This is a genomic window from Sphingobacterium sp. JB170, assembly GCF_900163865.1.
GTDB lineage: Bacteria > Bacteroidota > Bacteroidia > Sphingobacteriales > Sphingobacteriaceae > Sphingobacterium.
In genome coordinates, this window is record NZ_FUKU01000017.1 from 20546 (window position 1) to 34326 (window position 13781).

The 13781-nt window shown below is 40.5% G+C and carries 14 protein-coding genes; 9 read left to right on the forward strand and 5 right to left on the reverse strand.

The annotated features are described in order from the left end of the window. The first annotated feature begins 31 nt into the window (after positions 1-31). Positions 32-631, forward strand: a complete 600-nt coding sequence (locus tag FM107_RS05025; RefSeq protein WP_086947430.1) for a hypothetical protein — start codon at positions 32-34, stop codon at positions 629-631. A 139-nt stretch (positions 632-770) separates the two neighbouring features. On the opposite strand, the gene FM107_RS05030 is transcribed toward FM107_RS05025, so the two are convergent. Then, positions 771-1079: a helix-turn-helix domain-containing protein gene (locus tag FM107_RS05030; RefSeq protein ID WP_256959347.1), complete on the reverse strand. Its 309-nt coding sequence runs from the start codon at positions 1077-1079 to the stop codon at positions 771-773. 128 nt (positions 1080-1207) lie between these two features. On the opposite strand from FM107_RS05030, the gene FM107_RS05035 reads away from it, so the two are divergent. Together FM107_RS05035 and FM107_RS05040 are read left to right on the forward strand one after the other, a co-directional pair. After that, a complete protein-coding gene (locus tag FM107_RS05035; protein WP_086947432.1) occupies positions 1208-1735 on the forward strand; it encodes a dihydrofolate reductase family protein in 528 nt (175 codons plus the stop codon). 714 nt (positions 1736-2449) lie between these two features. Further along, positions 2450-2923, forward strand: coding sequence for a DinB family protein (locus FM107_RS05040; RefSeq protein ID WP_086947433.1), 474 nt, complete (start codon positions 2450-2452; stop codon positions 2921-2923). Positions 2924-3053: 130 nt separating this feature from the next. Here the strand turns inward: FM107_RS05040 and FM107_RS05045 are convergent, their stop codons facing one another. The 4 genes from FM107_RS05045 to ppk1 form a co-directional block, all read right to left on the reverse strand. Beyond that, positions 3054-4031: a glycoside hydrolase family 43 protein gene (locus FM107_RS05045; protein ID WP_256959350.1), complete on the reverse strand. Its 978-nt coding sequence runs from the start codon at positions 4029-4031 to the stop codon at positions 3054-3056. Positions 4032-4089: 58 nt separating this feature from the next. Further along, the gene (locus FM107_RS05050) at positions 4090-5034 is read right to left on the reverse strand and encodes a YafY family protein (protein WP_086947434.1); all 945 of its coding nucleotides are present in this window, start codon (positions 5032-5034) and stop codon (positions 4090-4092) included. Positions 5035-5097: 63 nt separating this feature from the next. After that, positions 5098-5484, reverse strand: coding sequence for a hypothetical protein (locus FM107_RS05055; protein WP_086947435.1), 387 nt, complete (start codon positions 5482-5484; stop codon positions 5098-5100). 125 nt (positions 5485-5609) lie between these two features. Further along, the gene (gene ppk1, locus FM107_RS05060; RefSeq protein WP_086947436.1) at positions 5610-7676 is read right to left on the reverse strand and encodes a polyphosphate kinase 1; all 2067 of its coding nucleotides are present in this window, start codon (positions 7674-7676) and stop codon (positions 5610-5612) included. Positions 7677-7880: 204 nt separating this feature from the next. Between ppk1 and mnmE the strand changes: the two genes are divergently transcribed. The 6 genes from mnmE to FM107_RS05095 all read left to right on the forward strand — a co-directional run bounded on the left by mnmE (position 7881) and on the right by FM107_RS05095 (position 13730). Next, entirely contained in the window at positions 7881-9257 is a 1377-nt protein-coding gene (mnmE, locus tag FM107_RS05065) for a tRNA uridine-5-carboxymethylaminomethyl(34) synthesis GTPase MnmE (protein WP_086947437.1), read from the forward strand. A gap of 166 nt (positions 9258-9423) precedes the next feature. Next, positions 9424-10563 carry a site-specific integrase gene (locus tag FM107_RS05070; RefSeq protein WP_086947438.1) on the forward strand — a complete coding sequence of 380 codons (1140 nt, stop codon included), beginning with the start codon at positions 9424-9426 and terminating at the stop codon, positions 10561-10563. Next, complete coding sequence (locus FM107_RS05075; protein WP_086947439.1) at positions 10560-11120, forward strand: hypothetical protein; 561 nt, start codon at positions 10560-10562, stop codon at positions 11118-11120. The genes FM107_RS05070 and FM107_RS05075 overlap by 4 nt, the downstream gene beginning before the upstream one ends. Before the next feature lie 97 nt (positions 11121-11217). After that, positions 11218-11499 (forward strand): AlpA family transcriptional regulator, encoded by a 282-nt coding sequence (locus FM107_RS05080; RefSeq protein ID WP_086947440.1) that lies wholly within the window; start codon positions 11218-11220, stop codon positions 11497-11499. A 432-nt stretch (positions 11500-11931) separates the two neighbouring features. After that, positions 11932-13485 carry an IS21 family transposase gene (istA, locus tag FM107_RS05090; protein WP_086947442.1) on the forward strand — a complete coding sequence of 518 codons (1554 nt, stop codon included), beginning with the start codon at positions 11932-11934 and terminating at the stop codon, positions 13483-13485. A 23-nt stretch (positions 13486-13508) separates the two neighbouring features. Further along, a complete protein-coding gene (locus tag FM107_RS05095; RefSeq protein WP_256959351.1) occupies positions 13509-13730 on the forward strand; it encodes an ATP-binding protein in 222 nt (73 codons plus the stop codon). Positions 13731-13781 lie beyond the last annotated feature (51 nt).

Here is a 13781-nt window from a genome sequence, read left to right on the forward strand (position 1 = left end):
GCCGCATTGCGGATAACAAATAAATGCGCGGATGAAAAACTTACTAAGCAGGCTACTCCGACCAGCACTCGAGGATAAAATAGAAAATGAGGAATTCTTGCGCGCGGAACTTAGTTTTTATACGAGCCGAACGGATGATAATTTGGTTGGGGAAATGAACGCCGAAAAACAAAGCCATGCATTTTTTGTTAAATATCTCCTTAATACGCTAAGGATCAGTTTGGAGGATAAAATATCTTTGGCTCAGCAAACCGACATGCTAAAAGATTATATTGAATGCTATCGGCATGCCTATTCGGAACAAAACCAACTCTATATTCGTCTTAATGTCGAGCAGGAAGGAGACCCTATGCTGCCTGCATTTATATTGTTTCCTTTAGTGCAGAACGCATTACGATACGGGTACAACAGTATCGAAAGCTTCCCCCTGAAAATTACGATTAAAATCATTGCTAATACCTTAACGATGGAGGTGAGTAACCGCGTGAACCATCATATAGCAGCTCAACAAGACAGCCCCGAAATACTAAATTATAAAGCCCGTTTAGCGGTTTGTTATCCCGACGCCCATTTTCTACTGTTTAATAGTAATAGCCACACTTTTAAGGCTTCATTGCGTATCCAACTGTAAATTATAGGGTAAATTTCTCCGTAGGCATATAATTTTGAAGGGCAAGATCCGAATACGTTAGGTACTTAAATTCTGGGCCACGATTACCAGGAGGAATAATGGAGAATGCCGGCTCGGTGTTATACTTACGACAGTAACCTCATTTTGCTTTAATTTTATTTCTATGCTTTAGTCCAAATTTAATTAATGCATTGACAACTTCTTCTGTTTCTTTGGCATGTGGCGTAAGTTCATAAGAAACCGTCACAGGTTTCGTGTTATTAACCGTTCTGGTAATTAATAAATTATCTTCTAATTCTTGCAGCTCTTTAGACAGAACTTTGGGGGATATTCCCAGAGCCATCTCTTGCAGATCTTTAAACCTCATGGTGCCGTAGCTCTGCAGATTGTGCAGGATACAAAATTTCCATTTACCGCTCAGCAGTTCAATGCCATCTTTTAATGCCAATATAGTTTCTTTATTAATGTTACTTTTTGTCCTGCACATAAAATAGTTACTTTCCTAAAGGTAATGAATAGTAAATATAAATCGAATATCCGATAATTTTGTTGTCAGAAATAAAAAAATAATTCATTATGAAAGTAACACTAATAGCAAACATTTCGGCTAACGGAAGAATTTTATTAGCCGATAATCCGCATCATCAGCTGCCACCAGAAGCCATGGAATTTTATGTGCGATTTGTAAGACAGGTTGGAAATGTTGTGATCGGACTAAGAACCTTTGAAAATTTTCTAAAATTTCCAATTGAAGTAAGAGAACTTTTTAATGGAATAGAAATTATCATATTGGCTGATAAACCTCATACAGTTGATGGCTACAAATTCGTGGCGAGCCCAGAAGAAGCTATTGAATATATGTCTAGAAAAGGGGAGCAGGAAATCGTCGTTGGTGGCGGAGCAGGTACTTTCAACGCCTTTATCGATAAAGATTTGGTTACAGCGATTTATTTTAACATTAATCCGATAATCACAGGAGCTGGAGCTATTTTAGGAAACAATAGTGAACTAAACTCAAAGTTTAAACATAACGGACAAAAACTTAAAGACGGTTTTGTTCAACTGCATTTAGCTAAAGAAGAAAGGATAGCACGGCCGCGATAAGCTTTGTAAGCAAAGAGTCGAAAACCCAGCTTAGAATTGCTATTTGTAATAGTAAGACAGAAAATGAATTTAAAGAATTTGTTAACACGATAGATAGGTGGAGTTTGTTCTCCGCCCTAGCGTTTGCAATGGTTACCATTAATACCATAAAGCTAAACGACATCTTCATTAAAAGATATTATCTCGGAGATACAGCGAAAAGTACCTGTATCTTTTTTCAATGTCCGAGGTGCGTAAAGTTGAAATCAGTGTGTTCCGTCATATCGATAACATCGATATGACGGTGTTCGGGCTCGCTGTTAAATGTCTCTGGCTTAAAGTGTGCGTGTACAAAGTCTACATGGGTCGGCATGTACGCCTAAAACGTCTATGCTGTCGTCGGCGAATATGCTGTTAATCTTTCTGCCGATTCTGTTGTTGTTGCCTTAGCAGTCGGCCTCCTCATTGGTAGCTTTGTGATTACACCAAATGAAAAGCAAGTGGCGCTAGGGTAGCGGCATTTAGTTCGATTATCGTATGTCTAGGAATAATCATTAAATTAACATCAGGGATTTTTGAAAATTTTTAAAAGTCTAACAGGATTATAATTTTTATTATTTTGCTGCTGACAAACTGTTGTCAACGATGCGACTAACTTTGATTATATGAAAAAGGGAGTTCATTGCGAGAAAGGATCTCCAAGAACTAAAATTTAAACATCTAAATATAATGACCATGAGTACAGCATTAGTATTAACGAAACAAGAATTTTTGGAACATTGGCTGGGACACCGTAAACTAACACGCCGGGTGATTGAAGCGTTTCCGGAGAAAGAATTATTCAACTATGCGATAGGTGGCATGCGCACCTTTGCTGAGCTGACCAAAGAGCTACTTTCCATTGCAGAGCCAGGATTGCGCGGGATCGTGGCTCGCGATGAAGAAGGTTATCAACACAACCTACCTTTAGACACCAAAGAAGCACTATTGAAACGCTGGGATGAAGATACCCCGAAGATCATTGATCTTTTTAACCGTATTCCGGAGGAAGATTTCCATAAAGAGCATAACCTTTTTGGCGAATATAAATTTCCGATCTATTCAAACCTCTTGTATTTCGTTGATAACGAGATTCACCATAGGGGGCAAGGGTTTGTGTATTTACGTTCACTCGGTATTGAGCCGCCACATTTCTGGGAGCGTTTCTAGCACGCGGTATATTCCTCATTATCAGCTACCGTAAATGGAAAGTGGCCTGCAGTATAAAACTTGCAGGCCACTTTGCTGTATTATTCGCTCTAAGCGTCAGCGACTCGAAGCGCTGGTCTTCTAATATCGATTAGTCCAGTTTATGTTCGACGCCAGTAAAGGTCATTTTCACAGGGTTGATGTGTCCATTTTCGTCGAAGGTCATTTTATCGATACACGTTTCGCGCTCCTCAGCACCGGTCTTTCCGAGTGGGCGGCGGTGGTAAACGATGTAGTAGGTATCTTCACCTGGTACCTTGATAACAGAGTTATGACCTGCGCCCACACCAATTTTTGGATCTTGCTCCAAGATTGTTCCTACTCTTTCAAAGGGACCGAAAGGACTGTCGGCAATCGCGTAGGCTACTTTATAGTCGGGGCCGGTCCAACCACCTTCGGACCACATAAAGTAGTATTTGCCCTCACGAATAAACATGAATGGTCCTTCGACATAGTTTTCCGGAGTGACCTCTTTATAGGTTGTCCCGTCCGGGAAGGGGACGATGCTTTTAAAGTCGTCGCTCAATTTTACCACGTTGCAATGTTTCCACCCGCCGTAGAACATGTAATGCTGGCCGTCTTTATCTTTAAAGACAAATTGATCGATTGGTTGCGCACCGTTTACAATATCGTTTATAAGCGGCTTGCCTATTAAATCTTTATATGGGCCTTCGGGTTTGTCGGCTACGGCAACGCCGATACCACCTACTTCCCCTTCATGCACATCGTTTGCTCCAAAGAAGAAGTAGTATTTGCCATCCTTTTCAATGACGCTGGGTGCCCACATCGCTTTATCCGCCCACTTTACCTCATTGTTATCAAGGATCCGCGGATGCTTGGTCCAGTTTACTAGATCTTTTGAAGAAAACGCGTCGAATAAGATCTGCTCCTCGTAAGGAGCGGAGTAGGTCGGAAAGATCCAGTATTCGTTGTTGTAAACAATTCCCTCGGGATCGGCGTACCATCCTGGGAAAACAGGGTTTTGCTGGGCGAACGCACTTGAGCAAAGAAATAAGGCGCCTGCCGCCGCTAAAGATTTATATTTTATCATCATCCAGTTATTTGACATTTTGGTAGTGCTAAAGATAGAAAAAACCTTTTAGCATAAAAATTCAATTGCTATTTTCTTAGATTTTGATGTTCGCGACGATCTGCCGAATGGTGTCTTTGAGTGCCTGGGGTTCAATAATTGAGGCTCGATCGGCAAACATCAAATACCAACGGGCAAACTCATTGTCGATATCACGCGCGCGAAAGTGCATGATAAACTGGTCACCGATGAGTTCTTCCTTGATGAAGCCGTGGTATTGGCGCTGGTATTGTATGTACCTAGCGATTTCTTTATCGACCGAAATAATAACGGTGGTCATTTTGGGCGCTTCTTTCTGCTCTAAAAAATGGCGTAACGGCTTGTGCTGGTGCCCGTAGGGCTCGTCGGTACGCCAAATCTGGATGATGCGGTCGATGCGGAATCTACGGTAGTCTTTACGCAGGTGACAGTAAGCAAGGAAGTACCAGAAGTTCCCTTCATGGTACACGCCGACCGGTTCAATCTGGCGCGTAGCGGATTCCTGCCGGTCTAGCGCACGGTATTCCATCTTAATTTTCTTGCGTAGCGAAATGCTCTCGAAGAGCATCGATAGCGCCCCAGGCACGGCTTCGTTAAACATATGCTTAGGTGCGTTCATATATACATTTTCCTCGAGCGCCGTGATGGAGTTTTTCTCGCTATAGCGGAAATAAGATCTTATTTTCCCGATTGCGGTGTTAAAGTGGCTGAATAGCTCATGATCGACGAATTTCTGCATAAGCTTTTCCGAAGTTGCTAGGCTCCGGATCTCCTGCGCTGTGAAGCTGGTGGGAGGAAGTTTATAGCCTTCGCTCAGGGAGTAGCCCGTTCCTGCCTCCCCGTATATGGGAATGCCGGCCTGCTCGAGCGCTTTCATGTCGCGATATATCGTGCGCACGCTTACCTCGAACTGTTCGGATAGGTCCTGGGCTTTGACTACCGAACGGCCTTGTAGTTGGAAATAAATAGCGATTATTCGATGAAAACGTTTAGCGATATCCATAGTTAAACATACAAAAAAAGCCGGCCGAGTGGGCAGGCTTTCTAAAAAATATCATGGCAAATATTAATCGCGAGAACAATTTGCAGTCCATGCGTCGCCATCTTGTACGTATGCAATCGTCAGGTTGTCCGCATCAATTTGGATATAGCTGGCGGTTGACCCCCCTATATTCCAGTAGGTATTATCGCCGCGCTGTTCAAACTCAATACCATTAATGTTGGGTATTCCGTTTGAAAAAGCAAAGTTGTAGGTGTCGCCTACTTTAGTCACAGTTACCGTTCCTTCGGAGATGGGCACATTTTCTTGCTCACTGGTTGTTGTAAAACTTATATTTCCGCGGTATTTATCTGCAAACAAAATATTATCTGCAGGATCGTCATCCTTGCTGCAACTTGCGAACGTGAACAAGGCAATACATAGGAAGCTTAACATCTTAATCGTCGTTTTCATAACTGTGATTTAATTCGTGTATATTCTATTAACTGACCAGGGTTTTACAATAGAAGTGCCAGTCCCCTTCAATGGCGACCGGTTTAACAAATAATTAACAATTACGAAAATTCGCCAACTGGTGGTTAATCGTGCTTTGCTTTTGCCCGCAGGTACCGCGCAATTTCAACCTGAGATCGCAATTCAGAACCATCTGCGGGCACATAAGTGTTTTCCAGATTGTTGTCTAGGATCCTTGCTTTGACATTATCTTTAAGCTGCAGGGCGAGCATATCGGTGATTTCGTTTTTTATCTTTTTGCTATTGATACGTACCGCTGCTTCTACCCGGTGATCAAGGTTCCTAGTCATCCAGTCGGCCGAGGAAATGTATACATATTCTTTACCTGCAGCGTGGAAGTACATCACCCGGGCGTGCTCAAGGTATTCGTCCACTATGCTAATGGCGTGGATCTGCTCTTTGAATTTCTTTTGGTTCATTGCGCAGTATATACCGCGTACGATCATTTCTATTTTTACACCCGCTTCGGCTGCTTGATAAAGCTTCTGGATAATATCCGTGTCGCTTAGCGAATTCACTTTAATAACCATATACGCTTTCCTTCCGGCAAGCGCTTCTTGAATCTCGTTATCGATATGATTGTTGATGGTCTCGCGCATCGTTATCGGACATACTAGCATATTCTTGATAGGCTTTGGAGAAAATTCGCCATTTTTTGCGCCTGCTAGTGCGCTGAATATTTTATTGATGTCCGCCATGATGGTGCGGTCGCTGGTCATCAAGCAGTGGTCGCCGTATATCTTAGCCGTTTTCTCATTGATATTTCCGGTGCTCACAAAGCCATATTGAAGCGTTTTGTTACCGACTCTTTTTTTGACGATACAGAGTTTAGCGTGCACCTTTTTATTGGGGATGCCGAGCAGTACGCGTACGCCCTCGGTCTCAAAGCGTTCTTTCCAGTCCAGATTGTTCTCCTCATCAAAGCGGGCCTGTAGTTCCAGCATGACGGTCACGATTTTACCGTTACGGGCGGCATTAATCAGGGCGTTGGCAATCTTTGAGTTCTGCGCCATACGGTAAACCGTGATCTGGATGGTACGCACCTCAGGATCCATCGCCGATTCGCGCAGTAGGTCGATCATGGGGTGGAAATGATGGTAGGGAAATGAAAGAAGGATATCTTTTTTAAGTAGCACGTCACTTATCCGCTGGCGATCGGCAAATTCGGGATGGTCAAAAGGTATACGCTCGGCGGGTTTATTTTCCTGCTTAAATACCTTAGGAAAGTCCATGAAATGCTTGAAATTATGAATCTTCTGTCCAGGGATGATGCTGTCTTTTTTTGTCAGATGCAGCTTTTTGATCAATAGCTCCACGAGTGCAGAATCCATTTCTTTATCGAACACGAAGCGCGTAGGCTTGCCTTTTCGTCTATTTTTTACGCCTTTCTCGATTTTTTCCACCAGCGTCGTATTGATATCGTTGTCCAGATCAAACTCTGCATCTTTAGTAATCTTAAAAGCATGTGCCTTGAAGGTGTCGAAACCAAAGTAGGAGAAGATATACGGCAAGTTAAACTTAATGACGTCCTCGAGCACCATGACGTGCTTCTCGCCTTTTGGTGATGGGAGCAACAGGAAACGGCCGTTTTGGCGCGAAGGTAGCTCGATGATGGCAAAACGCGTTTCGTATTCCCAATCCGTTTTGCGCATCGCGATACCTACATACAGACTTTTATCCCGTAGATAGGGCATAGGGCGGTTTTCGTCGAGTAGTAGCGGAATGATATTCGATTCAACCTCGTCTTCGTAGTAATCGCGCACAAATTGTTGCTGCCGCAGATCAAGCTCGGTATCGGTTTTTATGAACACCTTCTGTTTAGCCATATCTGCTTGAACGTTATCCCATACCTGGTCGAATTTTTTCTGCTGTTCGATTATGATTTCATTTAGGCGGTCGAGGATCTCTTGCGGCTTGTCGAAGAAAAGCACTTTGGCATCTTTGTCGTTGAAACTTTGTGCCCGACGAAGTCCCGCAACGCGAACACGAAAGAACTCGTCCAAGTTGTTGGAGAATATGCCTAAAAATTTAATTCGCTCCGAAAGTGGGACATCCTTATCTGCCGCTTCTTGCAACACCCGTCCGTTGAAACTTAACCAGCTTATATCTCTAGGGATAATTTTCTTTGTCATTTTTTTCTTAACCACGTACAATTATGCTTTAAAAGTATTACTATAATGTGTCTTAAATATAACCATAATATTAACATCATGTTAAGTGCTACCGGGTTTTTGGGAATTTAATGGAGGATTTGTCGATATTCTTCGATACAGAGTTTATCGGCACACGTCGATAAGCCTCCGTCAAAAATAAATTCTAAAGCGTACCTTTGCACGATGTCAACAGAATTAATTTCGCAAGATACTATCGTTGCTCTAGCGACCTCACCAGGGGCTAACGGCGCAATTGCTGTTATCCGCCTTTCCGGGAGTGCGGCTATTGATATTACAAATAAAGTATTCAAAGGGAAGGATTTGAATGCTCAGGATAGCCACACTATACATTTCGGGACAATCCGTGACGGAAAAGATATTATTGACGAGGTACTGGTCTCTGTTTTTAAAGGACCAAACTCCTACACAAAAGAGAATGTGATCGAGATTTCGACGCATAACTCCAAATACATTATCGAACGGGTTTTAGCGCTGTTCATGAAACAGGGCGCGCGCGCTGCCAAAGCGGGTGAGTTCACCCTGCGTGCGTTTTTAAATGGCGGGCTTGATTTATCGCAGGCAGAAGCCGTCGCCGATCTTATCGCGTCCAACTCGCAGGCCTCCCATCAGGTTGCTATGCAACAGATGCGCGGCGGATTCTCCAATCAGCTCAAAGCACTGCGGGAGGATCTCGTGAATTTTGCCTCGCTGGTTGAGCTGGAGCTAGACTTTGGTGAGGAAGACGTAGAGTTTGCTAATCGAGATCACCTGCGGTCACTCGTACTGAATATCCACAGCGTGATCCGTAAACTTATTGTTTCGTTTGAACAGGGGAATGTACTTAAGAATGGTGTTCCGGTCGTAATTGCTGGCAAACCTAATGTGGGTAAATCGACATTGCTGAATGCACTTTTAAACGAAGAGCGTGCTATTGTTTCGGAAATTGCCGGGACCACGCGAGATACTATTGAAGACGAAATTAATATCCACGGGATAACATTCCGTTTTATCGATACGGCTGGAATTCGGGAAACGATCGATATCATCGAAGCGAAAGGGGTGGAGCGGACGCGTGAGAAGATGAAACAGGCACGACTCATTATTTATTTATTTGACCCTACGCAAGACACGGTGGCTGATGTGCAGCTGCAGGTTGAAGAGGTTGGTGGACTAAATATCCCATTCGTAACACTGATCAATAAAGAAGACCTACTCACCGATGAGCAGCGCCAGACATACGCGCCACTAAAACCGATATACATATCTGCAAAATTTAATAATGGTATTGATGAGTTGAAAGATGAGCTGTTAAGTCAGGTGAATCTATCGAATATCGCTACGGATGATGTGCTTGTTACTAACATTAGGCATGTTGAAGCATTACAGAAGACGCAGGAGGCCCTCGATAAAGTATTATACGGCATCATTAATCCAGTGACGTCTGACTTTCTAGCGATGGATATACGCCAGTCCCTTCATCATCTCGGCGAAATAACAGGAGCAGTGTCTACTGATGATTTGCTTGAGAATATATTTTCTAAGTTCTGTATCGGGAAGTAAATATGCTTTCCTTTAGTTTCTTTTGTATTCTTTTGTTTGATTATCAGTATTTTATATAACTTTTGTTTTCGCATGTAATACTTTGTTTGTACATTTGTTTCTACTTTAGTACTACTTTATTTAATATTATTGATTAAAGTAGTACAAGTGATACATATTGCAATCTATGAAAATATCTTTAAATAAAAGAAAACTGAAGGATGGAAGGTTAAGTCTTTCTATTGAATACTACAAAGGTTCAGAAATTAACGAGAATGGAAAAAGAAGACATCTTCGTAATTTTGAAAATTTAGATTCTTATTTATTATCTGATCCTAAAACTGCAAAAGAGAAAAAGGAAAATAAAGAAGTTTTAGAATTTGCCGAAAATGTTCTTGCAATTCGCAAAGCCGAATTTGTCCAGGGGAAATTTGATTTAAAAAGTACCACTAAATCTAAAAGAACATTCCTGAAATATTTTGAAGAGCTTACCGAAGAAAAGCAAAAGAGAGATTCGTCTAATAATTATGGGAATTGGTACTCAACATTGCAGCATCTAAATAATGTCATTTCCAAAAATGTAACATTTGATGATATCGATGAAAGTTTTGTAAAGAAAGTCCGAACATACTTTGAGAATGATGCTATTACTAAAAGCAATCTTCCATTATCGCAAAATTCTAAATATTCCTATTTCAATAAATTTAAAGCTTCTTTGCGAAGCGCATTTGATGATGGCTATTTGTCAATAAACTATGCTACCAAAACAAAGTCGTTTGAACAAGCTGAAAGCCAAAGAGAATATTTGACATTTGATGAAATGCAATCTCTCGCAAAATCTGAATGTAAATATCCAGTTTTACGAAATGCTTTTTTATTTTCTTGCCTTTCTGGTTTACGATGGTCAGACATCAATACCTTATTGTGGTCTGAAGTACGAGAAGAAGGCGAAAGTATTAAAATTAATTTTCGCCAAGAAAAGACTGATGGAGTGGAATATCTATACATTTCTAATCAAGCTCGTAATTTACTAGGTGAACGAAAATCTCCAACAGATCGAGTTTTCACTGGATTAAAATATGGTATGACCTATAACACTGAATTAGTTCGATGGTGCAATCGCGCCGGTGTTTCAAAACATATTACTTTTCATTCTGCTCGACATACGAACGCAGTACTGCTATTGGAAAATGGTGCAGATATTTATACTGTTTCAAAACGCCTTGGACATCGTGAAATAAGAACAACTGCGATTTACGCAAAAATTGTTGATAGCAAAATGAAAGAAGCTGCAGAAATGATACCTGAATTAAATATTGAATTATGATAGACAAAGAATTAAAAGAGGAATTGAGAAATGAAATTAGAGCAATAATCAAAGATGAAATTATAAATATTCTATTTGAGAAAAAATTTAAAGATTCGGTTAAATCATATGTGAATACAATTATCGATAGTCAAATTGAAAATAGGAAACTTAAAAAAGAATTCACATCACAGACTTATGTGATTGACCCTAGCGATCAAATTTTACGGAAAAACTCTTTTTCTATAAAAACTGCTTTAGTAAATAAAGAAATTCATAGAAAACTTATAAAAGAGAATAAGACTGATACCTCATATGATGATTTTGTATTGGCTTTAACTACTACAGAATCTGATAAATTTATTAACTGGATACATGTGGCAGAACTAAGTAAAGAGTATCAAGTTGGAACAATATTTACATTTTTAACTGATATTTCACTAACAGATTTGAAAAATCTAAATCCATGTAATAGGAAAAAATTGATAAATTTTGTAGTTGACAGATTTTGTAAAGACTCAAAAAAAATGATTTATCATAATGTTAATAAATCATTTACAGAATGGAAAAAAAAATAGGGTAAATGCACTTTAAAAATTTATTCACTCTTAAGCGTATTGTAAGCAATTGACGTTTGTTTTTCCTTTGTTCTATTAAATAAAAAATAGTAAAGCAATGGAGAATGAAATGATTTTAATTAAACTTAACCGTATTGAAAAATATATGGTTGCTCTTAAACCAATTCTCAATGTAGAAGAACTTGCCGATTATACAGGATTCAAAAAATCTTATGTCTATAAATTGGTACACGAAAACTTAATACCATTTTCTAAACCAAATGGGAAAGTTTTATTTTTTGATAGAAAAAAGATAGATGATTGGTTATTAAATAACAAATACAAATCCAGCGAAGAAATTGAGAGGGAAGCGATTGAATTTTCTAATAAGAAAATATAGTCTGACATGCTCAATGATAAAGCCTTTGTTTCTAAACCTCGTAAGAAAGTTCTCTTCTCAAATGATTTTCGTGAAGTCTTAATTACGCAAGATACTTCGATTATTGAACAGAGAATAATTACCGTTATTCTTACTTCAATAAAGGATGCACAGGGTCTCTTAATTCCCATAAAAGTTCCATTTGATAATCCTAATTGGATATTACGGTTCGATTAGTGCCAGCTAAATCGGCCTGATGATGCCAGGTATTTCGGTTCAAATGATGCCACAATTGTTAAATGTTACACGTAATCATCTTTTGATTACGGTTCGTTTTGTGCCACTATTTATTTCACCAATTTCGGCAGTATAAATAGCTCGGTATTACGGTTCGTTTTGTGCCACTTTAAAAGATCAAAAAGAAAACTACCTTGTCGCTCTAAACTTAGCGATATGGCCAATACCCTTGATCCGATGGACTTAAAACAAATAATAACATTACATCTTGATGGCGTCAGTAACCGTAAAATAGGTTCCACTCTTGGAGTTTCTCGAAACACCGTAAACAATTATATGCAGTTGTTTGCTGGCAGTGATTATTCTCTTGAGGAGCTGTTGCTCTTTGAAAATCCAGCCTTATCCGAACTCTTTTCTTCTCACACCACCATTGACGTGCAGCGCCACAACGAACTTATGCTTTATTTTGAGCGTGTCAATAGTGCTCGCTGCCACCCTGGATTTACCTTTCTGCACCACTACCAAGAATATGTCCAAAACGCTAAGGATCCATATAGCTATACCCAGTTCCTGGAGCATTATCGAAGGAAATACGCGAAAGAGAAGGGTTCTATGAAGCTGGACCACGAAGCTGGCGATGAGCTATTTATAGACTTTGCCGGAAAGAAACTCCATATCACGGACAAGGAAACGGGAGAAATGATCCCTGTAGAAGTATTCGTGGCCATCCTTCCCCACAGTCACTATACCTATGTTGAGGCCTGCCAAAGCCAAAAACGGAACGAGTTTATTGCTTGCTGCGCCAATGCCTTAAACTATTACGGAGGGGTGCCTAAGGCAATTGTATCTGATAATCTTAAGTCAGCGGTTAAAAGGGCTAGTAGGTATGAAGCGGACATCAATCGAACGTTCAAAGACTTTGCTCGCCACTATAATTGCGTGATCAATCCGACCCGTGGATATGCTCCTCAGGATAAGGCCTTGGTCGAGAACGCAGTGCACCTAACGTACCAACGAATCTACTACCCTATGCGGGAGATGACTTTTTTCTCTATTGCCGATCTCAACAAAGAAATCTGGCAACTCCTTGTACGCTATAACACTTTGCTATTCCAGCGAAAAGAAGTTAGTCGTATTGAATTGTTTCAGTCTGTAGAACGCCAATACCTGAAACCACTCCCTTTAAGTCCTTATGAGTTAAAAGATTATAAGCGGGCCAAAGTGCAGAAGATGGGCTATGTGTACTTATCACCTGATAAGAACTATTATAGCGTGCCTTATCGATATATTGGGAAGGAAACTATCATCCATTACACCAAAAGCAGGGTTGAGGTGTTTTACAACCTGGAAAGAATAGCCATCCACCAACGTAACCTGACCAAGGGAAGCTATGTAACTAATACAGAACACCTGAGCAGTACCCATAAGTTCTATTCCGACTGGAACCCTGAGTTCTTTAAGCAGAAAGCCGCTCCGCATGGGGAGTACGTCCTAAAGTGTATTGAAAAGATACTGGTCTCCCAAGATTATCCCGAAATAGGCTATAAGCGTGCGTTGGGAGTAATCCTTCTGCATAAATCTTACGGTTCTGAAAGGCTCAACACCGCCTGTAAGCGGGCGCTGGATACCGAAGCATGCTCTTATAACCGTATCAAAAACATCCTCAAAAATAACATGGATAAAGTACCCATGTCCTATAAAGACCTTGAGCAGAACAATGCTCATATCCCTGTTCATGCCAATATACGGGGTGCATCCAATTACAAATAATCTACACCATAAATTGAATAAAAATGAATAATCAGACAATTGAAAAACTAAAATCCATGCGACTTGGAGCAATGGCACATTTACATCTCCAACATGTACAAGGAAACCAGTTTGAAGGGATGACCTGTGATGAATATTTAGCGATATTGACCGATCATCAATGGGAAAGCCGAGAAAACAAAAAGATTGAACGTCTCTTAAAACAGGCAAACTTCAGGCAAGATGCCAACCTTACTGATATGTAAGCATCCGGTGAATACCCTCAAACGGGGATTTACGGGGTATTTTTCCACCTA